This is a genomic window from Polaromonas sp. (assembly GCF_029945925.1).
Taxonomy (GTDB): domain Bacteria; phylum Pseudomonadota; class Gammaproteobacteria; order Burkholderiales; family Burkholderiaceae_C; genus Polaromonas.
In genome coordinates, this window is the sequence record NZ_JAQSDN010000048.1 from 24,084 (window position 1) to 48,750 (window position 24,667).

Annotated in this window: 27 protein-coding genes; 18 read left to right on the top strand and 9 right to left on the bottom strand. The window is 64.3% G+C overall.

Annotated elements, in window-relative coordinates; translation table 11 throughout:
* Nucleotides 1-95 precede the first annotated feature (95 nt).
* The 4 genes from otsB to PSV40_RS16535 all read left to right on the top strand — a co-directional run bounded on the left by otsB (nt 96) and on the right by PSV40_RS16535 (nt 4,684).
* Nucleotides 96-857 carry a trehalose-phosphatase gene (otsB, locus tag PSV40_RS16520; RefSeq protein ID WP_300539831.1) on the top strand — a complete coding sequence of 254 codons (762 nt, stop codon included), beginning with the start codon at nt 96-98 and terminating at the stop codon, nt 855-857.
* Nucleotides 854-2,674: a glycoside hydrolase family 15 protein gene (locus PSV40_RS16525; RefSeq protein WP_300539832.1), complete on the top strand. Its 1,821-nt coding sequence runs from the start codon at nt 854-856 to the stop codon at nt 2,672-2,674. The genes otsB and PSV40_RS16525 overlap by 4 nt, the downstream gene beginning before the upstream one ends.
* 148 nt (nt 2,675-2,822) lie before the next feature.
* The gene (gene otsA / locus PSV40_RS16530) at nt 2,823-4,208 is read left to right on the top strand and encodes an alpha,alpha-trehalose-phosphate synthase (UDP-forming) (protein ID WP_300539834.1); all 1,386 of its coding nucleotides are present in this window, start codon (nt 2,823-2,825) and stop codon (nt 4,206-4,208) included.
* Nucleotides 4,209-4,282: 74 nt separating this feature from the next.
* Nucleotides 4,283-4,684 carry a hypothetical protein gene (locus tag PSV40_RS16535; RefSeq protein ID WP_300539836.1) on the top strand — a complete coding sequence of 134 codons (402 nt, stop codon included), beginning with the start codon at nt 4,283-4,285 and terminating at the stop codon, nt 4,682-4,684.
* A 13-nt stretch (nt 4,685-4,697) separates the two neighbouring features.
* On the opposite strand, the gene PSV40_RS16540 is transcribed toward PSV40_RS16535, so the two are convergent.
* From PSV40_RS16540 to PSV40_RS16550, 3 genes are all read right to left on the bottom strand, one after another.
* Nucleotides 4,698-5,696, bottom strand: a complete 999-nt coding sequence (locus tag PSV40_RS16540) for an ROK family protein (RefSeq protein WP_300539838.1) — start codon at nt 5,694-5,696, stop codon at nt 4,698-4,700.
* Between the two features lie 10 nt (nt 5,697-5,706).
* On the bottom strand, nt 5,707-5,901 hold the full coding sequence (locus PSV40_RS16545; protein ID WP_293594342.1) for a DUF2905 domain-containing protein: 195 nt from the start codon (nt 5,899-5,901) through the stop codon (nt 5,707-5,709).
* 61 nt (nt 5,902-5,962) lie between these two features.
* Nucleotides 5,963-7,084 carry an SAM-dependent methyltransferase gene (locus PSV40_RS16550; RefSeq protein ID WP_300539840.1) on the bottom strand — a complete coding sequence of 374 codons (1,122 nt, stop codon included), beginning with the start codon at nt 7,082-7,084 and terminating at the stop codon, nt 5,963-5,965.
* A 66-nt stretch (nt 7,085-7,150) separates the two neighbouring features.
* On the opposite strand from PSV40_RS16550, the gene PSV40_RS16555 reads away from it, so the two are divergent.
* From PSV40_RS16555 to PSV40_RS16600, 10 genes are all read left to right on the top strand, one after another.
* Nucleotides 7,151-7,945: an SDR family oxidoreductase gene (locus PSV40_RS16555; protein ID WP_300539842.1), complete on the top strand. Its 795-nt coding sequence runs from the start codon at nt 7,151-7,153 to the stop codon at nt 7,943-7,945.
* Between the two features lie 52 nt (nt 7,946-7,997).
* Nucleotides 7,998-8,369 (top strand): dihydroneopterin aldolase, encoded by a 372-nt coding sequence (locus tag PSV40_RS16560; RefSeq protein WP_300540071.1) that lies wholly within the window; start codon nt 7,998-8,000, stop codon nt 8,367-8,369.
* A 24-nt stretch (nt 8,370-8,393) separates the two neighbouring features.
* Nucleotides 8,394-9,539: an AAA family ATPase gene (locus PSV40_RS16565; protein ID WP_300539844.1), complete on the top strand. Its 1,146-nt coding sequence runs from the start codon at nt 8,394-8,396 to the stop codon at nt 9,537-9,539.
* Complete coding sequence (locus PSV40_RS16570; protein ID WP_300539846.1) at nt 9,536-10,150, top strand: hypothetical protein; 615 nt, start codon at nt 9,536-9,538, stop codon at nt 10,148-10,150. The genes PSV40_RS16565 and PSV40_RS16570 overlap by 4 nt, the downstream gene beginning before the upstream one ends.
* Before the next feature lie 3 nt (nt 10,151-10,153).
* Nucleotides 10,154-11,080, top strand: a complete 927-nt coding sequence (ttcA, locus tag PSV40_RS16575; RefSeq protein ID WP_300539848.1) for a tRNA 2-thiocytidine(32) synthetase TtcA — start codon at nt 10,154-10,156, stop codon at nt 11,078-11,080.
* Nucleotides 11,081-11,111: 31 nt separating this feature from the next.
* Nucleotides 11,112-11,741, top strand: coding sequence for a DUF4136 domain-containing protein (locus PSV40_RS16580; protein ID WP_300539850.1), 630 nt, complete (start codon nt 11,112-11,114; stop codon nt 11,739-11,741).
* Nucleotides 11,742-11,925: 184 nt separating this feature from the next.
* Nucleotides 11,926-12,573, top strand: a complete 648-nt coding sequence (locus PSV40_RS16585; RefSeq protein ID WP_300539852.1) for a histidine phosphatase family protein — start codon at nt 11,926-11,928, stop codon at nt 12,571-12,573.
* Entirely contained in the window at nt 12,573-13,700 is a 1,128-nt protein-coding gene (locus tag PSV40_RS16590) for a DSD1 family PLP-dependent enzyme (RefSeq protein WP_300539854.1), read from the top strand. Before PSV40_RS16585 ends, PSV40_RS16590 begins: the two co-directional genes overlap by 1 nt.
* Before the next feature lie 19 nt (nt 13,701-13,719).
* Nucleotides 13,720-15,444: a lysoplasmalogenase family protein gene (locus PSV40_RS16595; RefSeq protein ID WP_300539856.1), complete on the top strand. Its 1,725-nt coding sequence runs from the start codon at nt 13,720-13,722 to the stop codon at nt 15,442-15,444.
* Nucleotides 15,445-15,566: 122 nt separating this feature from the next.
* Nucleotides 15,567-15,806, top strand: a complete 240-nt coding sequence (locus PSV40_RS16600) for a hypothetical protein (protein WP_096667312.1) — start codon at nt 15,567-15,569, stop codon at nt 15,804-15,806.
* 48 nt (nt 15,807-15,854) lie between these two features.
* Here the strand turns inward: PSV40_RS16600 and PSV40_RS16605 are convergent, their stop codons facing one another.
* Entirely contained in the window at nt 15,855-16,595 is a 741-nt protein-coding gene (locus tag PSV40_RS16605; RefSeq protein ID WP_300539859.1) for a hypothetical protein, read from the bottom strand.
* A 263-nt stretch (nt 16,596-16,858) separates the two neighbouring features.
* On the opposite strand from PSV40_RS16605, the gene PSV40_RS16610 reads away from it, so the two are divergent.
* A complete protein-coding gene (locus PSV40_RS16610; protein ID WP_300539860.1) occupies nt 16,859-17,698 on the top strand; it encodes a hypothetical protein in 840 nt (279 codons plus the stop codon).
* Between the two features lie 91 nt (nt 17,699-17,789).
* Nucleotides 17,790-18,050, top strand: a complete 261-nt coding sequence (locus PSV40_RS16615; protein WP_300539862.1) for a TfoX/Sxy family protein — start codon at nt 17,790-17,792, stop codon at nt 18,048-18,050.
* Nucleotides 18,051-18,149: 99 nt separating this feature from the next.
* On the opposite strand, the gene PSV40_RS16620 is transcribed toward PSV40_RS16615, so the two are convergent.
* The 5 genes from PSV40_RS16620 to ruvA are packed head-to-tail and all read right to left on the bottom strand — an operon-like array spanning nt 18,150 to nt 23,070.
* A complete protein-coding gene (locus PSV40_RS16620; RefSeq protein ID WP_300539864.1) occupies nt 18,150-18,878 on the bottom strand; it encodes an ABC transporter ATP-binding protein in 729 nt (242 codons plus the stop codon).
* A gap of 4 nt (nt 18,879-18,882) precedes the next feature.
* A complete protein-coding gene (locus PSV40_RS16625) occupies nt 18,883-20,109 on the bottom strand; it encodes an FtsX-like permease family protein (RefSeq protein WP_300539866.1) in 1,227 nt (408 codons plus the stop codon).
* Between the two features lie 6 nt (nt 20,110-20,115).
* On the bottom strand, nt 20,116-21,420 hold the full coding sequence (locus tag PSV40_RS16630) for an efflux RND transporter periplasmic adaptor subunit (RefSeq protein ID WP_300539868.1): 1,305 nt from the start codon (nt 21,418-21,420) through the stop codon (nt 20,116-20,118).
* 7 nt (nt 21,421-21,427) lie between these two features.
* Complete coding sequence (ruvB, locus tag PSV40_RS16635) at nt 21,428-22,501, bottom strand: Holliday junction branch migration DNA helicase RuvB (protein WP_300539870.1); 1,074 nt, start codon at nt 22,499-22,501, stop codon at nt 21,428-21,430.
* Nucleotides 22,498-23,070 carry a Holliday junction branch migration protein RuvA gene (ruvA, locus tag PSV40_RS16640; RefSeq protein WP_300539871.1) on the bottom strand — a complete coding sequence of 191 codons (573 nt, stop codon included), beginning with the start codon at nt 23,068-23,070 and terminating at the stop codon, nt 22,498-22,500. Before ruvA ends, ruvB begins: the two co-directional genes overlap by 4 nt.
* A 95-nt stretch (nt 23,071-23,165) precedes the next feature.
* Between ruvA and PSV40_RS16645 the strand changes: the two genes are divergently transcribed.
* Together PSV40_RS16645 and ybeY are read left to right on the top strand one after the other, a co-directional pair.
* Nucleotides 23,166-24,179: a PhoH family protein gene (locus tag PSV40_RS16645; protein ID WP_300539873.1), complete on the top strand. Its 1,014-nt coding sequence runs from the start codon at nt 23,166-23,168 to the stop codon at nt 24,177-24,179.
* The gene (ybeY, locus tag PSV40_RS16650; RefSeq protein ID WP_300539875.1) at nt 24,169-24,624 is read left to right on the top strand and encodes an rRNA maturation RNase YbeY; all 456 of its coding nucleotides are present in this window, start codon (nt 24,169-24,171) and stop codon (nt 24,622-24,624) included. Before PSV40_RS16645 ends, ybeY begins: the two co-directional genes overlap by 11 nt.
* Nucleotides 24,625-24,667 lie beyond the last annotated feature (43 nt).

Here is a 24,667-nt window from a genome sequence, read left to right on the forward strand (position 1 = left end):
CGACTGCGGGGCGTCCCTGCGGCGCGGCTGCGGCAAAAGGGAATCGGGCCTACAGGCGTCACAGAAAAATTCTGCTAAGGTAGAAAGCGATGCACATGCCCTACGACACGCTCCCCCGTATCGCGCAGGATACGGCGCTTTTTCTGGACTTTGATGGAACCCTGGTGGAGCTGGCCGCCCGGCCCGAAGCCGTGGTCATTCCGCCCACGCTGACCAGCACGCTGGCTGCGCTGTATGGACAACTCGGCGGCGCGCTGGCGCTGGTATCGGGTCGCCGCCTGAGCGACCTCGACGCTTTTCTGGCACCGCTGCAGTTGCCGGCAGCGGTTGAACACGGCGGGCAGCGCCGCAACGCCGAAGGTCTCCTGATCAGCGCACCGGCCACCGATCTGCGCGCTGTGCTGCAGGCGGCCGAAGGGCTGCTGCAGCGCCATCCCGCTCTCCAGCTCGAGCGGAAAAATCTGGCCCTGAGCCTGCACTACCGGCACGCCCCCGACCTGGAGGGCCTGTGCCTGCAGGTGATGGGCGAGGCCGTGGCAAGCAGCCCGGGGCTGCAACTGATGCACGGCAAATGTGTGGTCGACCTGAAACCCACCGGGGTCAGCAAGGGCACGGCGATTGCGGCCTTCATGGACGAAGCACCGTTTGCCGGTCGTGTTCCGGTGTTTGCCGGCGACGACGTCACCGACGAGGACGGCTTCGAGCAGGTGCTGCGCATGGGCGGCCACGCGATCAAGGTCGGCCCCGGGCCCACGCTGGCGAAACATCGCTGCGACAGCGTGGCGCAACTGGCCCAATGGCTGCTGTCGGCACGGGCGCCCTCGCGCGCGAGCGGACCGGAACGGCGGCACGCATGAGCACCTCACTGCCCGCCTCCGGCTTCGCTGCACCCGCGCCGCCCTCGCTGTCGCTGGGCGTGATCGGCAACTGCGCCTTCAGCGCGCTGGTGGATGCCCGGGGCCGCATTGTCTGGTGCTGCCTGCCGCGTTTCGACGGCGACCCGGTGTTCAACGCCCTGCTGGACCCGAGTGATAACGGCAGCGCCTTTGCCATCGAGATCGAGAATTTCTCGCACAGCAAGCAGTGGTACGAACCGAACACCGCCGTGCTGCGCACGCAGCTGTTTGACCACAGCGGCCAGGCGATAGAGATCACCGACTTTGCACCGCGCTTTTACCGGCGCTCCCGCTTTTTCAAGCCCATGACCTTGGTGCGGCGCGTGCGCCCCCTCCACGGCGCGCCGCGCATCCGGGTTTCACTGGACCTGCGTTACGACTGGGGCCGCAGCCAGCCGGTGGTGACCCAGGGCAGCAACCACCTGCGTTATGTCGGCGATGCGCTGACGCTGAGGCTCAACACCGACGCGCCGCTGGCGCACCTGCAGTCCCGGCAAGCCTTTGTGCTGACACGTGAATACAACTTCCTGCTGGGCGCCGACGAGTCGCTGGCCGACGGCATTGCCGACACCGTGCGCCTGTTTGAGGAAGAAACGCTCTCCTACTGGCGCAGGTGGAGCCAGCGCCTGCACATTCCGCTGCAGTGGCAGGAGGCCGTGATACGCGCTGCCATCACGCTCAAGCTCTCGCTGTTTGAAGACACCGGCGCGATTGTGGCGGCCATGACCACCAGCATTCCCGAGGCGCCCAACAGTGGGCGCAACTGGGACTACCGCTTCTGCTGGCTGCGGGATGCTTTTTTTGTAGTGCGCGCGCTCAACAGCCTGTCCGAAGTCGGCACCATGGAAGACTACCTGCGCTGGCTCAGCAACGTGGTGGTGCAGGCCGGCGGCGGCCACATCCAGCCGCTGTACGGCATCGGCCTGGAGCGCGAGCTGCCCGAGGCGGTGTACGGCCACCTGGGCGGCTACCGCGGCATGGGGCCGGTGCGCGTGGGCAACCAGGCGCAGGAGCATTTCCAGCACGACGTCTACGGCAACGTGGTGCTGGGTGCGGCGCAGGCCTTTCACGACCACCGACTGCTGCACCGCGCCGGCGAGACTGAATTCCAGCGACTGGAGGCAGTCGGTGAGCAGGCCGTGCGCAACTACGACCAGCCCGATGCAGGCATGTGGGAGCTGCGCACGCGCGCCCGGGTGCACACCTCCTCGGCCCTGATGTGCTGGGCGGCCTGCGACCGGCTCGGCAAGATCGCCGTTACCCTCAATCAGCCGGACCGCGCGATCTACTGGCACGGCCATGCCAACGTCATGCGCGAACGCATCCTGCGCGAATCCTGGAGCGAGGAACGCCAGGCCTTTGCCGAGAGTTTCGGCGGGCGCGACCTGGACGCCAGCGTGCTGCTGATGATCGAGGTCGGCTTCATCGACCCGAAAGACCCGCGTTTTGTCGCGACAGTGGACGCGCTGGAAAAACACCTGTGCGACGGCCCTTACATGCGGCGTTACGAAGCACCGGATGACTTCGGCAAACCTGAAACCGCCTTCAACATCTGCACCTTCTGGCGCATCGACGCGCTGGCCCGTATCGGCCGCAAGGAGCAGGCGCGTAAAATTTTTGAAACCATGCTGGCTGCGCGCAACCACCTCGGCCTGCTGTCGGAAGACACCCATCCGGTGACCGGCGAGATGTGGGGCAACTTCCCGCAGACCTACTCGATGGTCGGCATCATCAACGCCGCTGTGCGCCTGTCGGCGCCTTGGGATAGCCAGGTATGAAGGGATGGTTCACCCCCGTCGGCGGCTCACTGCGTGTAGCCCCTTCCCCCCTTGCAGGGGGCAGGCGCCTGCGGCCCGGCAGAGCCGGTTCCGCGGCCCCCGCTTGGATCGGCCATTCTGTCAGCCCGCTCTATGGAGACCCAATGCAATGAGCAGGCTTGTCGTGGTGTCCAACCGTGTCGCGGACCCGCGCAAGGCCACGGCGGCGGGCGGTCTGGCGGTGGCGCTGGGCGATGCGCTGTCCGTCAACGGAGGGCTGTGGTTCGGCTGGAGCGGAAACATTGTCGAAGGCGGCACCCCCGGTGAAGGGGAGATGCACACCCAGCAGGCCGGCAATGTCACGCTGACCACGGTGGACCTGTGCCGCGAAGACCACGACAGTTATTACCTGGGTTACAGCAACGGCGTGCTCTGGCCGGTGTTTCATTACCGGCTGGACCTGGCCGACTTCGACGCCGGCTTCATCGGTGGCTACCGCCGCGTCAACCAGATGCTGGCGCGCAAGCTGATGCCGCTACTGCGGCCCGACGACACCATCTGGGTACACGACTACCACCTGATCCCGCTGGCGGCCGAGCTGCGCGCGATGGGCTGCAAGAACCGCATCGGCTTCTTCCTGCACATCCCGCTGCCGCCACCGCTGATCCTCGCGGCCGTGCCCCAGCATGAATGGCTGATCCGCTCGCTGTTTGCCTATGACCTGGTGGGCTTCCAGAGCCAGGCGGATGTGGACCACTTCTCGCGTTATGTCGGCCAGGAGGCGGGCGCCGAGGCCCTGGACCGGCACCAGTTCCGAGCCTTCGGGCGCACGGTGCATGCGCAGGCCTTTCCCATTGGCATCGATGTCGATGAATTTGCGGCCCTGACGCATGGCAAGGAAGCGCGCGAGATGTACGAGCGCATGAAGGAAGAATACTCGCGGCGCCGCCTGCTGCTGGGCGTGGAGCGGCTGGATTACTCCAAGGGCCTGCCGCAGCGCCTGCGTGCCTTCAGGCAGTTGCTGAAGATGTACCCGGAAAACCTCAACAGCGCGACGCTGATCCAGATTGTTTCGCCCAGCCGCGAGGCCATCGACACCTACAGCGGCCTGCTCCAGGAACTGGAGAGTCTGTGCGGCGCCATCAATGGCGACTACGGCGAGCTGGACTGGATGCCGGTGCGTTACATCCACCGCAACGTGGCGCGCAAGCGCCTGCCCGGCCTGTACCGCGTGGCCAGTGTGGCCCTGGTCACGCCGCTGCGCGACGGCATGAACCTCGTCGCCAAGGAGTTCATCGCGGCGCAGGACCCGGCCGACCCCGGGGTGCTGGTGCTGTCACGTTTTGCCGGCGCGGCCGAACAGCTCAAGGAAGCGCTGCTGGTCAACCCCTACGACACCCACGGCACGGCCGAGAGTATCCAGCTGGCGCTGCAGATGCCGCTGCACGAGCGCCAGCGGCGGCACCAGGCGCTGCTCGAGCGCATCCGCAGCCAGGACGTGCACTGGTGGCGCAAGACCTTTCTGCAAACCCTGTCCGGCACCACCCCCGGCTAGAACAAACACCGTCTGGCGCGCTTCTGGCAGGAACACCGGAAATGTGCAACCATTCAGTCATGAATTGAACTGACATGGTCAAACGCAATTACCTCAACCACTCGCTGGCCGATGGCATACGCAAGGTGGGCTTTCGCAAATGGTATGAACGCGAGCTGATGTCCAGCCATGCCCACATGCTGCTGGCCCTGTTGTGCACGATTGCCCTGATGGCCACGCTGGAGCTTTTTCAAGGCGGCACCCTCACCGAAAAACTGGTGGACGTGGTCCTGTTCATCATCAGCGGCGCGGTGGGACTGTGGGCCCTGCGCCGCTACCTGTACTTGCTGCTGCATGCCGAAACCGTGGCCGACCAGGCCAATTGCCCGAAATGCGCCGAATACGGCCGGCTCGATGTTGTCGAGGAAGACCACCGCAATGGCCAGCTTCTCGTCAAGTGCCGCAAATGCGGCGAGCCCTGGACGCTGATCCCCTGAGACCCGGGCCGCTTCAGACCACCAGTGCCAGCGCCGCGTAGTCGCCCACCCGGTCCTGCAGGCCGGCCGGCACCAGCACAAAGCCGTCCGTCAGCGCCGGCAGCCTGCCGCTGATGTGGGCCTGCAGGCGCGGCAGCAGGTAATCGTGGTGGTGCCAGAACACAGCGCCGCCGATGCTGATGCACTGCAGGTCCAGCGTCACGACCAGGTTGTACAGGGCCCGGCCCATCACCCGGCAGATGTCATCAATAATGGCCACAGCGCCCGTCTCTCCTGCGCGAGCAGCTATCAAAATAGAAGCAGCGTCGGCATAACCGAGCGCACCAAAACGCCGCGGCATCGCGTTGCCCGCCACCAGCGCCTCGACATCGCCGATGTTGCCGCAACCGCACAGCGCATCGTTGTTGTCGCTGACGAACATGTGGCCGGCATGGCCGGCGTTGCCGTTTTTTCCGCGCAGCATCTGCCCGTCCACACACAGGCCGACACCGATGCCGGTGCTCCAGGTCACGTAAGCGCAATGGGCCATGCCCTGCAGCGCGCCCCAGCGACGCTCGGCCTTGAGCGCGGCCAGACCGTCATTTTCAACCCGCACCTGGGCGAACACCTCGCGCAACGGCGCTTCGAGCAAGGCCGTGGTCCAGTGGTTAGGCAGCCCGCGCGCCGCCCCGGCCAGGCCGCCGCAGATGTTGGGCGCCGCGAGTTCGACCTGGCCGTCGTTGAGCACAAAGGGGCCGCAGGACGCCACGCCGACGGCCGCCAGGTCCTCACGGCGGATCTGCGCCGCAGCGCTGCTTTCCTCTATCATCCGCAACACCTGCCGCGCCAACGCATCGCTGGCGCCCTCCTTGGCCGTCGGCTCCACCCGCCGGCCCAGAATGCCGCGCTGATCGACCACCGCAACCGCCACCTTGGTGCCACCAATGTCCACGCACGCCACCGGCGCGGCGCCGGCAGGCAGGCGAATGTCGGGGCCGGCGAAGGGTGGAGCGGTAGGTAGAGGGCTGTTCATGGCAGGCGGTTCAAATCATCTGGCTGATGAGGCTGGCCACGAGGCTCAGGACGATGGTGGTTGTCAGCGGAATGAACCATTCGCGCCCGAACAGTTTGAACCGCAAGTCGCCCGGCAGTTTCCCAAAGCCCAGCTTGTGCAGCAAGGGCGTGAACCAGCTGATGAAGATCAGCGCCAGGAAAATCACCAGCATCCAGCGAATCATGGGGCTAGTTTAGGGGCAAGCGCCGGCCCCGGTCTGAACAGCCGGATCGCTGCGCCCTCCGCTACAAGGTGTGGCTTCTGTCAACTTGGGAAAACCCCAGCGCCTGCCAGCCGCTCCAGGGCCGGGCCGGTGAATTGACGGCAAAACCGATGACCTTGAACAACTCACCCATCTCATGTTCATTGATCAGTTTCTGCACCATGACGCGCTCGGACAGCGGCACGTCTTCCATGCCGTCCAGCACGCCGCAGTTCAGCAAAAAACGCGCCTGGCTGGTGTAACCCAGCACCTGGAAACCGGCGTCCTGCCCGGCCAGCGCAATGCCGCTGAAGTTGACGTGCGCGGTGATGTCTTTCTCGCCCACGTCCTGCAGCGCATCCGCGTCGGCCAGGTGAGCGCGGTGGCACATGACCGTGCCCATGCTGCGCTGCGGGTGGTAATACTCGTGTTCAGGGAAGCCGTAATCCAGCAGAAACACCGCGCCGGCCTGCAGCCGGTCGGCCAGGGTGCGCACGAATGCTTCGGCCTGCGGGTGGACCTCGGTCAGGTAGTCGTGGCTGCCGGCCACCTCGAGCGGCGGCCGCAGGGCCGTGGGCTGATCCGCCGGAACAAAAACATCGTCGTGAACGGCGACGCCGCGCTCCTGCCAGGCGCCGTCCACGCGGGCCAGCAACTGCACCGGCATGGCGTCCAGCACCTCGTTGCCGACCACCACGCCCTGCATCTGCGCCGGCAACTCGCTGACCCATTGCACGGTGTCGCCCCAGGCGGCTAGGCGCTCACGCTGGCGCGCCTGCAGGCTGCCGGAGAGATCCACAATCGTGTAGCGCCTGACCTGCGGCCCCAGGGCTTGCAGCAGTTGCTGCGCCAGCGCGCCGGAACCCGCGCCGAACTCCCAGACCTCCGTGGTCTCCGTGGCCGCCAGGGCCTGCGCCACCTGCCGCGCCAGCGCCTGGCCAAAATGCAGGGAAAGCTCGGGCGCGGTGACAAAATCGCTGCCGCCGCCCTTCACGCCGGCGGGCATGAGGCCGAACTGGCGCGCATCGCGAGCGTAGTAGCCCAGACCGGGGGTGTACAAGGCCATGGCCATGAAACGGTCAAAACCGATCCAGCCACCGGCAGCGGTTATGGCCCCGCGGATGTGGGCGGCCAGGGGGCTCGTTAAACTAGGGGGTATCGTCATGGGGGAGGTGCTCACCCCCGGATTGTCGGCGATTGCCCTGCCTCCAGCACCCCCAGCCTTCACCACATGAACCCAGCGTCCTCTGCTCCTGTTGTTCTCGTTACCGGCGCCGCCAGGCGGCTGGGCCGCGAGATCGCGCTTGCGCTGGCAGCCGGCGGCTGGCACGTGGCCGTGCACTACCGGAGCTCGGAGGCAGATGCTACCAAAACAGTAGCTGACTGCGCCCGACTGGCGGGGGATTCAGCCTCTTTTTGCACTGATCTTGAGGATGAAGCTGCGGTCCGCGGCCTGTTGCCGCAAGTGATCAAACATTTCGGCCAGGTCGATGCGGTGGTCAACAACGCTTCCACCTTCGAACACGACAGCGCCGCCAGTTTCGGTTTTGCGTCCCTTGAAAAACACATGCGCAGCAACACCGGCGCGGCGATCATTCTGGCGCAGGCCCTGCATGCCCACGTGCTGGCGCGGCAGGCCACCGACGCCGTGACCGGGCCAACCGGCCGGTTTGCGGTGATCAACCTGCTGGACCAGAAACTCTGGAACCTCAACCCCGATTTTTTCAGCTACACCCTGTCCAAGGCGGCGCTCGAAGCCGCCAACACCATGCTGGCCATCGCACTGGCGCCGCAGGTGCGCGTGGTGGGGGTGGCCCCCGGGCTGACACTGACCAGCCATCTGCTGAGTGACGAGAAATTCCAGGCCCTGCACAAACTCTCGCCGCTGGGCCGTTCGTCCAGCGCGGCCGATGTGGCGGCCACCGTCAGGTTCGCGCTGGAAAATGCATCCATCACCGGCACCACGCTGCTGGTGGACGGCGGACAGCACCTGCTGAAATTCGAGCGCGATTTCTCACTGATGTGAGCGCACCCTCCTACACCGCCACCTCTTGCCCTCCATGCAGACTGACTTCACCATGTTCAACACCCGTGGCACCCAGATCCTGACGCTGACCGGACTGCGCTTCAACGCCAACCTCGGCATCCTGGAGCAGGAAAAAAGCGCGCCGCAACCGATTCAGGTAGACGCCGAACTCAACCTCGGCACGCAGCCGCTGCTGCCCAGCGACGACGACATCCACCACGTGCTGGACTACCGCAAGGTGCGCCAGATCATCATCAACGAATGCACGGCCGAACATGTGAACCTGCTGGAAAGCCTGATCGGCAAGCTGGCACACCGGCTGATGCTGCTGCCCGGCGTGCTGGGTGTGCGCGTGAAAATTGCCAAACTTGAAATTTTTGACGACTGCGAAGTGGCCATTCGTGTCGAGACCGGCCAGTGGTAAGGTTTAGAAGCCTCAAGGAAAAGCATGCTTATTACACGTCTTGTACTCAAAAATTGGCGTAACTTCCGCAATTTGGACGTCCCTTTTAGGGAGGTTTCTTTCTTGCTGGGGCCTAATGCCTCTGGAAAATCAAACATTCTTGACGTATTCCGGTTTTTGCGTGATGTAAGCAAAACTCAGGGAGGTGGGCTGCAAAAGGCTGTCGCCGACCGGGGGGGCATGACCAAGCTACGCTGTCTTCACGCTCGACAAGATCCCGGTGTGCAAATTGAGGTCACCTTGTCAGAAACGGCAGATGGCCCGCCGTTATGGCGGTACATCTTGGGTTTTGAGGGAAAGGGTTCGAAGGAAGTCCTTATTTCGAAAGAGCAGGTATGGCAAGGCGGTAAGTTACTCATTGATCGTCCTACAAAGGAGGACAAGAGCGACCCGATGCTGTTAACCCAAACGCATTTGGAGCAAATTCAAACGAATACCAAGTTTCGCGACCTTGTCGATTTTTTCGGTGCAACCACCTACCTTCATCTGGTTCCTCAATTGTTGAAGTTCGCCGACAAAATAGGTGGACAGCGACTTGAGGACGATCCTTTTGGACAAGGTTTTCTTGAGCGCTTGGCCAAGACGCCCGAAAAGACCCGTAATGCCCGGCTAAGAAAGATCGAGATTGCATTGGCAATGGCAGTGCCGCAATTCAAGCAACTCGACTTCAAAACGGATGTTCTGGGACACCCGCACTTGCACGCGAGATATGAACATCATCGGCCTAATGCTGGATGGCAGTCAGAGGAACATTTTTCGGATGGCACCTTGCGGTTGCTTGGCTTGCTTTGGGCTCTGCAGGAAGGAAGTTCCTTACTTCTTCTTGAAGAGCCAGAGATTTCCTTGAATGACGCCATCGTCAAAGAGATACCTTTGATGTTGAATCGCCTCCAACGTACCAAGAAGGTCCGGCGCCAGGTGATTTTGAGCACCCACAGCGAAGCGCTGTTAAGCAACCCGGGGATTGACGGTCGAGGTGTCATATTGCTCGAAACAAGCAAAGATGGCTCCACAGCGCGGACAGTGACCTCCGAAGAGTCGCTTGATATCAAAGCGGGCCTTAGTGTGGCAGACGTAGTGCTTCCCAAGACCCGCCCAACAACTGTGAATCAGTTGGGATTGTGGCAATGACATTTGTTGCTCTCGCTACAGAGGATGAATTGAGCGAGGCGGTGGGCAAGCGTCTTTTGATCGATGCGGGCTATCAACTTGAGCCAGCGCCACTGCTGCGCAGAAATGGATCCGGTTACCTGCGCTCCAAAATGGATAGTTGGTGCGAGATGGCCAAAAGAAAACCCGTTTTCTTGTTAACGGACCTCGATAGAACAGTCTGTCCAGCTGAATTACGCGCGGCTTGGATTGGCAATCGCAAACCATCTGAAAATCTTGTTATGCGTGTTGCCGTACAGGAGATTGAGGCTTGGATCTTGGCAGATCATCAGGCTTTGAAAACTATTGTCGGAAGTCGTGGATCGCTTCCAATGGACCCAGACGCGCTCCCAGACCCGAAGCAGTATTTTCTTCGACTTATCGCGAAGCAAGCGCGCCGGGAGATTCGAGAAGAATTAGTGGCAGATGCCGGAGCGATCGCAAGCCAAGGCATTGGATACAACGCGCGACTTAGCCATTTAGTTTCCACGATATGGAGTCCCGAACGAGCGGCCCTCCGATCAAAAAGCCTACACAAAGCCCGAATTCGGCTCCGTGAATTGGTTCACCGCATGCATCTCAATCAGGATTAAAAAATGAACGCAAGATGGATTGAAGAGGATTCTGCCGTTGCAGCGACTTCCTCTGTAAAAATGAAGATAGAACGCGAGGAACACAAGCTTGAAAAACGCCTGTGCCGCGAGGTGGGCCGCGCGATTGTCGACTTCAACATGATCGAGGAAGGCGACAAGGTCATGGTCTGCGTCTCGGGCGGCAAGGACAGCTACGCGATGCTGGACATCCTGCTCAAGCTGCAAAAACGCGCACCGATCAACTTCGAGCTGATCGCCGTCAACCTCGACCAGAAGCAACCCGGCTTTCCCGACCACATCCTGCCGCAGTACCTGGAAAAACTCGGTGTGCCTTTCCACATCGAGACGCAGGACACCTACAGCATCGTCAAGCGCGTGATCCCCGAAGGCAAGACCATGTGTTCGCTGTGTTCGCGCCTGCGCCGCGGCATTTTGTACCGGGTTGCCGAGGAGCTGGGCGCGACCAAGATCGCGCTGGGCCACCACCGCGACGACATGCTGCAGACCTTCTTTTTGAACATGTTTTTTGCTTCGCGCCTCAAGGGCATGCCGCCCAAGCTGGTCAGTGACACCGGCAAACACGTGGTGATCCGGCCCATGGCCTATGTGCCCGAGAAAGATCTCATCAAGTGGGCGCAGGTGCGCGACTTTCCGATCATCCCGTGTTCGCTGTGCGGCAGCCAGCAGAACCTGCAGCGCGTGCAGGTCGGCAACATGCTGCGCGAGTGGGACAAGAAATTCCCGGGGCGCCTGGAGAACATGTTCACCTCGCTGCAAAACGTCGTGCCCTCGCACCTGATGGACGGCAAGCAGCACGACTTCAAGGGCATACGCAGCACCGGCATGCCGGACCCGGAAGGCGACAAGGCCTTTGACATGGAAGAGTTTTTTGAACCCGTCCGGCCCGGGCTGGGCGTCGTGACGCTGTAAGTTTTACAAACCATTCAGACCTGGAGGCCTTATGTCGAAAGCGCTGACAGCTATCATTTTTGCAGTAACCCTGGCAGGGCTGCTGGGCGGTTGCGCGAGCACCCGCATGGTCGGCAGTGAGGTCAACAGCTTCGCCCGATGGGCGCCGACACCGCCTGCGCCGGGCAGCAGCTACCGCTTCGAGCGTTTGCCCTCGCAGCAGTCGGACATGTCCCAGGCCCGGCTGGAAGGACTGACCCAGGCCGCGCTGGCCAAAGTGGGCCTGCAGCACAACCCGCAGGCGGCGAGCCTGAGCGTGCAGGTCAGCGCCAGCTCCCAGCCCATGCTGCGCTCGCGCTGGGACGGTGGCTACTACCCATATGGCGGTGGTCCCAACATCTTCATCGGCGGCGGCAGCGGCGTGGGTGTCAGCAATGTTGGTGTGGGTTTCGGCTTCGGTTTTCCGCTGGGCGGCATGGACACGCCGATGTACCGGCGCGAAGTCAGCATCGTGATGCGCGAGCTGCGCAGCAACGTGGCCGTGTATGAAACACGCGCGGTCAGCGAGGAACCCTGGCTGGACACCGACCCGGTGCTGTCGGCCATGCTGGACGCCGCCCTGCGCGGCTTCCCCGTGCCGCCGGCCGGGCCGCGCCGCGTTAGCGTGGAAGTACCCCGCTAGATGTGGGCCCCCACGCTCGTCACTGCGTGTACTGCGCTGCCCCCCGAGGGGGCCGCTGCGCCTGCGGCCCGGCGGAGCCGGTTCCGCGGCCCCTGCTTGAAGGGGATGCTGTCCCAACGTTTGGGCACTGGTTTTCCGTTCGTCCTGAGCCTGTCGAAGGATGCTCCGAAAGGGGCGCTGCGCGGTGAGTGAATCCGCGCGCGTGCTGGCCATTCGCCATGGCGAAACCACCTGGAATGTGGATACCCGCATCCAGGGCCAGCTCGATGTCGGGCTCAACGACACCGGCCGCTGGCAGGCCGAGCGCCTGGCCCGCGCGCTGGCGGAAGAACCCATACGCGCCATTTACGCCAGCGACCTCGGGCGTGCCCATGAAACGGCGATGGCGATCAGCCGCGTCTCCGGTGTGGCGGTCACCGCCGAACAAGGCCTGCGCGAGCGGCATTTCGGCGAATTCCAGGGCAAGACCTTTGCCGAGATCGAAGCCGTTCTGCCCGAGCAGGCCAGGCTCTGGCGCACACGCGACCCGGCTTTTGCCCCGACCGGCGGCGAGTCGCTGCTGCAGTTGCGCGAACGCGTGGTTGCCACCGCTGAAAACCTCGCGGCGCGCCATGCCGGCGAGCTGATCGTGCTGGTCGGCCACGGCGGCGTGATGGACGTGTTGTACCGGGCCGCGACGCGGCTGGACATCCAGGCGCCGCGCACCTGGGCCCTGGGCAATGCGGCCATCAACCGCCTGCTCTGGACGCAGGACGGTTTCACCCTGGTCGGCTGGGCCGACACCCAGCACCTGGACAACGACAACAACCCCCTCGATGAAACGACGACCTGATGCACCTGCTGTCTGACCTGCTGGGCCGCCCTGCCGCGGCCATCGACACCCCCGCGCTGGTGATCGACCTCGACGCGATGGAGCGCAACCTGGACCGCATGGCGGCGTTCGCGGCGCAACACGGCGTCATGCTGCGGCCACACGCCAAGATGCACAAAAGCGCGACCCTGGCCAGGCTGCAGATGGCCCACGGCGCGGTCGGCGTCTGCGTTCAGAAAACCTCGGAGGCGGAAGCGCTGGCGGCGCTGGGCGTGAACAACATCTACATCAGCAACGAGGTGGTCTCGCCCTTCAAGCTCAAGCGCGTCATGTCGGTTGCCAGGGAGCTGCAGGCGCTGGGCGGCCAGCTGGCCATCGCGGTCGACAGCCTCGAGGGCCTGCGCCGGCTGGCCCAGGCTGCGCACGGCCAGCATGCGGCCATTCGTGTTTTCATCGAGATCGATGTCGGCCATGGGCGCTGCGGCCTGGCGCCCGGCACGCCCGCCGTCGCACTGGCCGATGAAATGGCGCTGCACCCGGCGTTGCAGTTTGGCGGTCTGCAGGCCTATCATGGACGCGCCCAGCATCTGCGCACCGTGGCCGAACGGCAGGCGGCGATTGCGCAGGTCATCACCCATGTGCAGGCCACCCGGGCCGCGCTGCAGGCGGCAGGCCACGCGGTGCCGTTGGTCACCGGCGCAGGCACCGGCACCTTTGCGCTGGAAACCGCCAGCGGCGTGTATGGCGAGTTGCAGGCGGGCTCCTACCTGTTCATGGACCGCGACTACGCCGGCAACGAGCGCGACCCGGCGCAGCCGCCCTTCGAACACGCGCTGTTCGTCAAAAGCCAGGTCATGAGTGTCTGCGCCAGCCATGCGGTGGTGGATGCGGGGCACAAAAGCCATGCGATTGATTCGGGCCTGCCGGCGGTGCACGGCCTGGCGCTGGACTATGCCAACGGCGGCGACGAACACGGCATCCTGCGCGGCGCGGTGCTGCCGGCGCTGGGCGACACGGTGTGGCTGATCCCCGGCCACTGCGACCCGACCGTCAACCTGCACGACCACCTGCTGGGCGTGCGCGGCGGTCTGGAACATGGCACGGTCGAGCAGATCATCAGGGTTGATGCCAGAGGCGCTTTGACCTGAGCTGCGACAAAATGGCGGGATGACCCCCAGCCAGATCATCGTCCTCGCCACCCCCGTCTTCTTTCTCCTGATTGCGATCGAATTCGCCTGGGGTTACGCGAAGGGCCGCAACACCTACCGCCTGAACGACGCGATCAACAGCATCAGCCTGGGCATGCTGAGCCAGATCAGCGCGGTGTTCACCCGGCTGTTTCGCGTCGGCATCTACACCGCCATCTATTCGTCGGTCGCGCTGTTCCCCGACGAAGCCTTCTGGACCACCTGGTATGGCTGGCTGATCGCCCTGGTCTTTTACGACTTCTGCTACTACTGGCTGCACCGCGCCGGCCATGAAAGCGCGGTCTTCTGGGCCGCGCATGTGGTGCACCACCAGAGCCAGGACTACAACCTCTCGACCGCGCTGCGCCAGACCAGCAGCGGCGCCCTGCTCGGCTGGATTTTCTACGTGCCGATGGCGATTGCCGGCGTGCCGCCGCTGGTCTTCGGCGTGGTGGTGCTGATCGACCTGCTCTACCAGTTCTGGGTGCACACCGAACACGTGCCCAAGCTCGGCTGGTTCGACCGCTGGTTCTGCTCGCCGTCCAACCACCGCGTGCACCACGCGGTCAACGACCACTACCTCGACAGAAACTACGGCGGCATCCTGATCGTCTGGGACCGGCTCTTCGGCAGCTTCCGCGAGGAGGACGAAAAATGCATCTACGGCACACGCAGCCCGCTCAACAGCTGGGACCCGCTGTGGTCCAACGCCGAGGTCTACTGGGCCCTGGCCAAAGACGCCTGGCACGCCAGCAACTGGGGCGACAAGCTCCGCATCTGGTTCAAGCCGCCCGGTTGGCGCCCGGCCGATGTGGCCGCGCGTTTTCCGCGGCAGGCCTTTGACATCACGCGGCTGCAGCGTTACCACCCACCCATGACCCGCGCCCTGATGTGGTTCGGCGCCGTGCAGTTTGTCGTGCTGTTGCAGGGCGTCGCCCTGTTCCTCTGGTACGCCGACAACCTGCCGGCCTTGCAGTCGGCCGTCTGGCTGGGGGTACTGGCCATCGGGCTCTGGGCCGTGGGTGCCGCGCTGCAGGGCCGCCTGACGATGACCGAGGTGCTGCTGATCGAGGCCGCGGCGCTGGCAACGGCGACCAGCGCCCTGGGGCTGGTGGAGCTGCACCGCGTGTTCAAGCCGCTGGCGCTTGGTTTTGCTCTTGTTTTTGTAGCTGCTCGCGCACACCCCATAAGGGCTGAGAGCCGATTTGATCTGATTTTGGGGGCAGGTCTGGTCTTTTCCCTCGCCGGCGATGTTCTCCTGATGTTTCCCGGCTTCTTCATCCCCGGCCTGCTGTCTTTCCTGGTCGCCCACCTGTTCTACATTGCCCTGTTCAAGCAGGGCCAGGCCTGGTTCCCCAGCCGGCGCGCGCTGGCCGCCACCTTGGGCGTCGGTGCGCTGATGTACGCCTTCCTGTTTGCCGGGCTCAACCCGGTGCTGCGTTTTGCGGTGGCCGCCTACGTGATCGTGATTGCATTGATGGCCGCGCAGGCCATCGGCCGGGCCACGGTGCTGCGTGACAAGGCTTCACTGGGCGTGGCCGTCGGTGCCGGCTTTTTCATGCTGAGCGACGCGCTGCTGGCCACCAACAAGTTCGCCCAGCCCCTGCCCATGGCACAGCTGTGGGTGCTGGGAACCTACTATCTCGCGCAAGTCCTGATCGTGCACAACGCGCGGCCTGCCACTGCAGGGCAGCGGGCGGGCTGAACGCAAAGCCGCTCAGCACGCAAAGTGCATCTCGCGGCGATATGGAAGCGCTTCCGTCGGTGCGGGCCTACAGATGGCGGCCCGCCGGGTTCCTATGCTTTTGCATTTCAACAGGAGTTTTCATGCAAGAGCAATCCACCGACCGCCACCCCATCAGCAACCTTGAATATGACTGGATCACGCTGATCCAGAACAAGGCGCAAGCGCTCATGGCCTACGACCAGTACATCAAGGATGCCGAGCAGGCTGGCTCCGCCGAATGCGCCGCATTTTTCCAGAAAGTGCACGACAGCGACAAGGCACAGCTGGCCGAGGCCAAGGGGCATCTGGTGGCCGTGCTTCAGGGAAAAATGGGCAAGTAGGCGCAACACGCCCGGCCAGCCGCCGCCAGGCGGAGTTCGCCGGGACAGTCAGTCTGCCTGGCACCACCGACCGGACGCCGTGCACACACTGGCCGGTGCGCCGTTCAGCCAGACCTGCTCATCGCCCAGCAGCAAGGCGGTCGAAGGGTCGATGTCGAAGCTGATCCCCAGTGCCTGCCCGACAGCGGCGTTCTCCATGGGAAGCTCCCAGGTCAGGAACACCAGGCTGCAATCCTGCCCGGGCGGGAAATCGGCCGCATCAAAGCCAGGGCTGCGGCGCTTGATCACGGCATGCGGCTGACCGGTATCGAAGACCACCACCGTGCCCCGGCGCAGGGGAATGCGAAGACCTGTTGCCGGAAAATGCAGGTCCAGGCCCTTGTCCTCGCTCAGAAAGAGATTGCAGAAGGCCGCGCCACCATACGACACGCCATCGTGGTGGTACCTCGCGCCGCGGCAAGCCATCAAGGCGCCCTCAGAAGAAGCAAGCGCCTCGTGCAGACCCAGCGTGTGCGTCCAGTCCGACGCCGCCTGCACGCAGTGCTTGTAGTCCGGCCAGCGCGCACGCGCACGCACCAAAGGCAAGGCCTCGACGTCGCCGGGTTCCAGTTCCAGGTGTATCGAGATCTCCCTTTCCCAATCGGCCACGAGCCGGGCAGAGGGCGTAGGCACATCGACCGTGCCCGACAGCACAACATCACTCACGCTGCGGCTGCGCATGGCATCGCCACTGCGGAAATAGGCAACCAGGCGGTCTCGCACGCGGGGTGGTGGAAGGGGGGCGCTCATCTGCACCAGTGTAGTCAGGCGGCGCGAGTCCACGAGCGAGGGTAAGGCCGCAGAGCTGGCCTAAACGCAGCAGTTGCCTGAGAATGGCACACCTTGAACTGAAATCGTGACAGCCACTTTGTCAATGAACACGTAATCAATTAGGTCAACCGTATGACTACAACCAGCTTTTTAGATTTTTCTGCGCCGTGTTGTCTGGCAAGCTGCCATGTTATTCCGCGCTTTTGCGGGGTATATCAAAGTTAGATTTCACGAACACGTGCATGCCGACACAAGCCGCAATCACCGCCCTTTCACCGTCATCTACCGCTTCCATGGTGAAGCCGGCGCAGTCCGCCGCATCTGCCATTGACGCTGCAAACTCTGTCACTTCGGGCTCGTCGCCGGCTGACCTAGTCACTCTAATCAAGCCCTTCACCGCGGATGCGCTGGCGAATGGGTTCGCGACGTTAGTCGGAGCATTGGTGGGCGCAATGCTCGCCTACGCTTTGCAGCGCCGTTTTCAACGGTCGCTGGAGCTCAAGGGCGAATTGACCTCAGCACACCGCCTGATGTTCGCGTTGCTTCAGCAGATAAACACCATCGTGCTCATTCAGCGCGACTACGTATTCGGCGAACTGAAGAATCCCGGCAGGTTTCTTTCCATTCCGGCCACACCGGCCTTCGACACTGGGAAAAACGTGTTGGAGCTGCCAGAGCTTGCCTTCTTGTTAGGCTCTAAGGCGGGCCGGGCAATCCTGTACGACTTCTACTTGGCTCAAGAGAACTATGTCGAAGCGCTGAATCAGTGGAATCTCCGGTCCGCGTTGCATCTGGAAAAGATTCAGCCGGCGTTCGCAGCGTCGGGCATCCCGATGGGCGCAACCGTGACTGAGGCCGATCTGCAACGAGCCCTCGGCGCACATCATTTCGGAGCAATTGTGAACTCCACGAACAACACCATTGATTCCCTGAAGAGGGCATTCGAACGGCTTGCCGCCGTGAAGAAGCAGGCTCGACCGTATTTGGTGAAACGCTTCGATACTGACGACTTTACGGAATTCGATTTTCCCGACACCTACGGCCTGACTGACGCCGGCGCGGCGGCAAAGGCTACCCCGTGAAATCTAACAAATTGATCGACACGGACGTCCTGGCGTCCGGCTTCGCCGACCAACTGTCCGCCAGTCATCTCCGACGTTAGACGCTCACTCCATGTCCATCGCCGATCTTCCGAACCTGGGACCCAAGTCGCAGCAAATGCTGGCGCTCGCTGGTGTTACCTCCGTTGAGCAGCTGAGGTCCTTGGGGTCGGTTGCGACTTATGCACTGGTAAAGCGCAGCGGTGGAAATCCAAGCCTGAATCTCTTGTGGGCCCTGGAGGGCGTGCTGACCGGCCTTCCCTGGCAGGTGGTCGCCAGGGACCATCGGACAAGTCTCCTCCTGGCGCTGGACGACCATGAGCAACAGGCATAGCCAGTCGGGCGAGATTGCTGAGCCCATACGCTGGTGACTGCCTTCTGAGAACGCTCCGAAATAACCACATTTCCACTCTTCCCCAGCGCCACTCCGGGATCAACCAGCCGGCGCGTGGGTCACAGCTTCATCGCGCGCGATACGCCCGTCGATCAGCTCGACCAGCCGGTCGCAGCGCGCAGCCAGGCGCGGGTCGTGGGTGACCACGACAAAGGTGGTGCCGAGTTCGACGTGCATACGCCGCAGCTGCACAAAGACCTCGTCGGACGAGGCGGTGTCCAGGTTGCCGGTCGGTTCGTCGGCCAGCACCAGCGCCGGCTCCATCACAAGCGCGCGGGCAATCGCCACGCGCTGCTGCATGCCGCCCGACAGTTCGGCCGGCCGCTTGTCCATCGCGTTGGCCAGGCCCACCGAGGCCAGCAGCGCGCGGGCGTGCTCGCGTTGCTTGACACTGACATGGCCGCCGCGCATCAGCGCGGGCAGCGTGACGTTTTCCAGCGCCGTGAAGGCCGGCAGCAGGTGATGGAACTGGAACACAAAGCCCAAGGTGCTGCGCCGCAGCAGGGTCAGGGCCGCATCGTCCAGGCCATACACCTCCTGGCCCTGCAGCCGGTAGCTGCCGGCCGTCATGCCTTCGAGCAGGCCGACGATGTTGAGCAGCGTGCTTTTGCCGGAGCCGGAGGGGCCGATCAGTGCAATGAATTCGCCGCGTTGCACCTGCAGCGACACGCCGTGCAACACCTCGGCCTCACTGGGCAGGCCCAGGTTGTAACTCTTGCGAACCTCGCCCATGTCGATCAGCGCGCGGGAATTGTCGGCGGCCGTCATGGGGTCACATCCGTATCGCCTGCGCCGGGTCCAGCGCCGCAGCGCGGCGCGCCGGTGCCACCGCGGCCAGCACCCCACACACGGTGGCGATCAGCGCCACCTGCAGGGCCGTGGCCAGCGGCAGGCCGATGACAAACAGCGGCAGCCCGTCGGAGCCGCGCACGAATTTCGTGAACAGCCAGATCATCAGCACGGCCAGCGCAATGCCAAGCGCCGAGCCGAGCGCGCCCACCACCGCGCCCTGCACCAGGAAAAGCCGCAGGATCTGACCGCGCGTGGCGCCCATGGCGCGCAGGATGCCGATCTCGCGGCGCTTTTGCACGACAGACACCACCAGCACGCTGGCAATGCCCAGCACCACCACCACCAAGACCACCCCGCGTATCAGCGCGGTGCTGACCGACTGGGCGTTGAGGGCCGACACCAGCTGCGCGTTGCTCTCCTGCCAGCTTTCGACCTTGTAGGGAAACTGCCGGCGCAGCTCACCGGCCAGGTCCTGGGCCGACCAGACGTCTTTCACGGTCAGGTCCAGGCTGGTGGCGCCGCCGGGCAGGCCTAGCAGGTTTTGTGCCGCGCGTAGCGGCACGATGACGGTGCGACGGTTCAGGTCCTTGATACCCAAGTCCACCAGCGCGGTGACACGCACCGAGTCGCTGACCAGGCCGGTCTGCACGGTCAGGCGGTCACCGGCGCGCACGCCCAGGTCGGCGGCCAGTTCACGGCCCACGATGGCCTCGCCCGGCGCCAGCCGCGCGCTGCCGCTGATCACCTTGCTGCGCAGCCCGACGACGCGGTCGTAGCGGTCCAGGTCCACACCCATCAGCGCAATCGCCTGGGTGGCCTCGCCGCGCAAGGCCAGGCCGGCGCCCGACACCATGGGGGACACGCCGGCAATGGCCGGCATGGCTTCAAGCAGCGGCACCAAAGCCTGCCAGTTGGCGACCGAGCGCAGGCGCTGTGCGCGCGGCTGGGTGTCGGTCAGTGTGATGGTGCCAGGCGCGGCCGGCCAGGCGGTCGTGACCACATCGTCCGGCGCATGCACGCTGATGTGCGCCTGCGCGCCCAGGGTCTTGGTCAAGGTGCTTCCCTGCAGGCCGCTGATCAGCGCCGAAATGTAGGCAATGACCGCCACACCGGCGGCCACGCCGACGATGATGAGCACGGTCTGCATGCGGCCCTCGCGCAGGAAACGCAGCGCCACGCGCCATTCAAAACCGAGCCCGGGGATCATGCCGCTTCAGCGCCCGATGGCGTTGCTCATGGCCGAGCCCGCTTCGGACGCGGCCGCAGCTTTGGCGACCGGCTGCCCCGGCGCCCAGGCCACGGCGCGCGCGCGAATCCGGGCGCCGGCCGGGACGCTGCTGCCCAGCAGCACGGCGTCCCCTTCAGCCAGGCCCTCGAGCACTTCGGCCGCGTCCAGCGTGCGCAAGCCCAGGCGCAGCGGGCGCTCCTGCGCGCGACCCGCGTCGGCGACCAGCACCGTCGCCGTGGCGGGTGACGGCTGGCCGCGCAAAGCGCTCAGCGGCAGCACCAGGGCGCGTTCGCGCCGGCCGGTTTCAACCTCGACCGACAGCGTCATGTCTTCCCGCAAAAAGGCCGGCGCCTGCTGCTCGAGCGCAAACTTGACTTCGATCGCGCCGCGCTGGGCATCGACGGCAGGGGCAATCGACAACACGCGGGCGGCAAAACGCTGGTCGGCAAAAGCATCAGCCACCACGGCCGCCTTCTGCCCCGGCTGCAACTGGTCGAGGAAACGCTCGTCCACCTGCGCCGTGAGTTGTGTGGGGCCGGCCAGCGCCAGGCTCATCAGGGCCTTGCCGGGCTGCACGATCTGCCCCGGCTCGACATCGCGTGTCAACACGCGTGCATCGGTCGGTGCCAGCACGGCCGCCTGCGCCAGGCGGGCGCGCGCCGCCGCCGTGGCGGCGCTGGCCAGGGCCAACTGCGCCTGGGCCTGGGCCACGTCGGTACCGGCATCGGCGTTGGCCTGGGTCTGTGCGCGGGCGCCGGCCTGCTGCGCCCGGGCCACTTCGACGGCACGCCGGACTTCATCGAGCCGCGCTTCGCTGAGAAAACCTTGCTTCACGAGTTGCTGGGTGCGTGCCAGCTCGGCCTCGGCCGCCTTCAGCGTCGAGTCGGCCTGCGCAAGGCCGGCCTGCGCGGACGTGCGGCCGGTGCTGCGCAAGCCTGCCAGCCGCGCCTGGGCCTGGCGCTCGGAAGCCAGCGCCTGCGTCACGGCGGCGCGCAGCTCCTCGGTCTCCAGCTGGACCAGCACGTCGCCCCGGCGCACCTGCGCACCTTCGGCCACCCGCACCTGCGCGACGCGCCCGGTCACGGTGCTGCCCACGTCCACGCGCGACAGGGTCGCCACGCGGGCAGAAAACTGCAGGGTCCGCAGCAGCGGCGCATAACGCAATTCCAGCACATCGACCCGGGGACTTTTCTGGACAAACCAGGCCACGCCGGCTGCCACCACAAGCATGGCCACGACCCCCATCCAGATCCAGCCGCGTTTCAGGGAAAGGGTATGGGCCAGGCTCATGGAAGGTTCAGGTTCCGGGTTCAAACAGGCCTGCGCCGGTGCCGGGCGGTGTCACGCCCAGATGCCGGTAGGCGGCCAGCGTCGCGATGCGGCCGCGCGGCGTGCGCTGCAGATAACCCTGCTGGATCAGATAGGGCTCGATCACGTCTTCAATCGTGTCGCGCTCCTCGCCGATGCTGGCGGCGATGTTGTCCAGGCCCACCGGGCCGCCGTCGAATCTGTGAATGACAGCCTCAAGCAGTTTCCTGTCCATCACGTCGAAGCCCTGGGGGTCGACGTCGAGCATGGCCAGCGCCTTGTTGGCGATGTCCAGCGTGATGTGGCCTGCACCCTTGACCTCGGCATAGTCGCGCACGCGGCGCAGCAGGCGGTTGGCAATGCGCGGTGTGCCGCGCGAACGGCGTGCAATTTCAAAACCACCGTCTTCGTCCATGGGCACGTTGAGCAAGCCCGAGCTGCGCCGCACGATGCGGGCCAGCTCTTCGGCGCTGTAGAACTCCAGCCGCGCGACGATGCCGAAACGGTCGCGCAGCGGGTTGGTCAGCATGCCAGCGCGGGTGGTGGCGCCCACCAGCGTGAAGGGCTGCAGGTCGAGCTTGATGGAACGTGCCGCCGGACCTTCACCGATCATGATGTCGATCTGGTAGTCCTCCAGAGCAGGGTACAGAATTTCTTCAACGACCGGGCTCAGGCGGTGAATCTCGTCGATAAAGAGCACATCGTTTTTTTCGAGGTTGGTCAGCAGCGCGGCCAGGTCTTTCGGCTTTTCCAGCACCGGGCCCGAGGTCTGGCGCAGGTTCACGCCGAGTTCGTGCGCAATGATGTGACTCAGCGTGGTCTTGCCCAGGCCGGGCGGACCGAACAGCAGCACATGGTCCATGGCTTCGCTGCGTTTTCTGGCAGCCCCGATAAAAATCTCGAGCTGCTCGCGCACCTTGGACTGGCCCACGTAGTCGTCGAACAGCTTGGGCCGCAAGGCGCGTTCGATCGCTTCCTCGTTGGGCGAGGCCGGCACGGCCGACATGACGCGTTTGACGGGCGGCACGCCGGACATGTCGAAGTCGTCGGTCTGGATGGTCATTTAGCGAGGGCCTTCAAAGCCAGCTTGATGCCGTCACTGACACCAATGTCTTTCGGCAGCGCCTTCAGCGCCAGCGCCGCATCACGGTCGCTGTAACCGAGGGCCACCAGCGCCTGCAGGATGTCAGACTGCATGTCGTCGGCCACGCTGACGGTGATGCCCATGTCGGCGCCGAGCTTGCCCTTGAGTTCGAGCAGCAGGCGCTCGGCGGTTTTTTTGCCGATGCCGGGCACCTTGATGATGCGGCCGGCTTCCTGGCTGGTCACGGCCTGGGCCAGTTCGTCGACGCTCAGGCCGCTGAGCACGCTGAGTGCCGTGCGCGGGCCGACGCCGGAAATCTTGATCAGCTGGCGAAAGGCGGCGCGTTCGCTGGCGCTGCCGAAGCCGTAGAGGATTTGCGCGTCCTCGCGCACCACAAAATGGGTCAGCAGCGAAACTTTTTCGCCCAGACCGGGGAGGTTGTAGAAGGTGCTCATGGGCACCAGCACCTCGTAACCCACGCCGTTGCAGTCCACCAGCAGTTCCGGGGGGTTCTTTTCGGCCAGCAGGCCACTTATTCTTCCGATCATGGGCAAATCTTAGCAGTCGGGACCGCGCGCCCGCTGGCTTGAATATCGGGGGACAATCACCCATCTGTCTGCCTTGCCCCAAGGAAAACACCCTTTTGATCCTCCGTCACACTTTCACCCCGCCCAACAACACCCGCATGGGCCACCTGTGCGGCCCCATGGACTCGCACATCCGCACCGTCGAGGCGGCGCTGCAGGTCACGATTGCGCACCGCTTCGAGCAGTTCAAGATCGACGGGCCCAAGGCCAAGGCGCAGCAGGCGCTGGAAGTGCTGCAGGCGTTGTATGAAATGGCGCAGCGCCCGATTCCCGAGGAAACCGTGCAGCTGATGCTGGCCGGTGACACCGCGCTGAGCATCGCCCCCGACGGCGCGATGGCGCTGTCCACCCGCCGCGCCGACCTGCGGGCGCGCACCACCAACCAGGGCGCCTACCTGGAAAACATCGCCACGCACGACATCACCTTCGGCATCGGCCCGGCCGGCACCGGCAAGACCTACCTGGCTGTGGCCTGCGCGGTGGATGCGCTGGAGCGCAGCGCGGTGCAGCGCATCGTGCTGACACGCCCGGCGGTCGAGGCCGGTGAGCGCCTGGGTTTTCTGCCCGGCGACCTGAACCAGAAGGTGGACCCTTACCTGCGCCCGCTCTACGACGCGTTGTACGAGCTGATGGGTTTTGAGCGTGTGCAGAAGGCCTTCGAGCGTCAGCAGATCGAAATCGCGCCGCTGGCCTTCATGCGCGGGCGCACGCTGAACCATGCTTTTGTCATCCTCGACGAGGCGCAGAACACCACGCCCGAACAGATGAAGATGTTTTTGACCCGCATCGGCTTTGGCGCCAAGGCGGTGATCACCGGCGACGTGAGCCAGGTCGATTTGCCGCGCACGCAGCTCAGCGGGCTGATCGACGCCGAACGTGTGCTCAAGCGCGTCAAGGGCATTGCGATCACCCGCCTGACCAGCGCCGACGTGGTGCGGCACCCGCTGGTGGCGCGCATCGTGGACGCCTATGACGGCTACAAGGGCAAAACCCCGGGCATTGACGACGCTATCGATTCGATAGTGCCCGTCGCCCGCCCCACAAGGACAAAGAGCCGAAATGGCTCTTAAACAGCTGAGCCTGTCGCTGCAGTTCGGCGACATCAAGGACGCCCGGCGCCACCGTGCCGCCCTGCCGCGCCACAGCGTGGCGCGCTGGATACGCCATGCGCTGGACAGCGATGCCGAGATCACCGTGCGCATCGTCGACGCCGAAGAAGGCCAGGCGCTGAACCGCGGCTACCGTCAGAAAGACTACGCCACCAACGTGCTGACTTTCGATTACACACAGGCACCGCTGGTCACGGCCGATCTGGTGCTGTGTGCGCCGGTGATTGCCAAAGAGGCGCGCGATAACAAGAAAACATTGCAGGCGCACTATGCGCACCTGCTGGTGCACGGCGTGCTGCATGCGCAGGGCTGGGACCATGAGACGGGTGATGCTGATGCGCAGGCCATGGAGGCGCGCGAGATTGAAATCCTCGCCGGCCTGGGCGTCAAAAACCCTTACCGCTGAGTTTTCATATATCAAATTGGCCGTGGGCCCTTATCGGACGGAC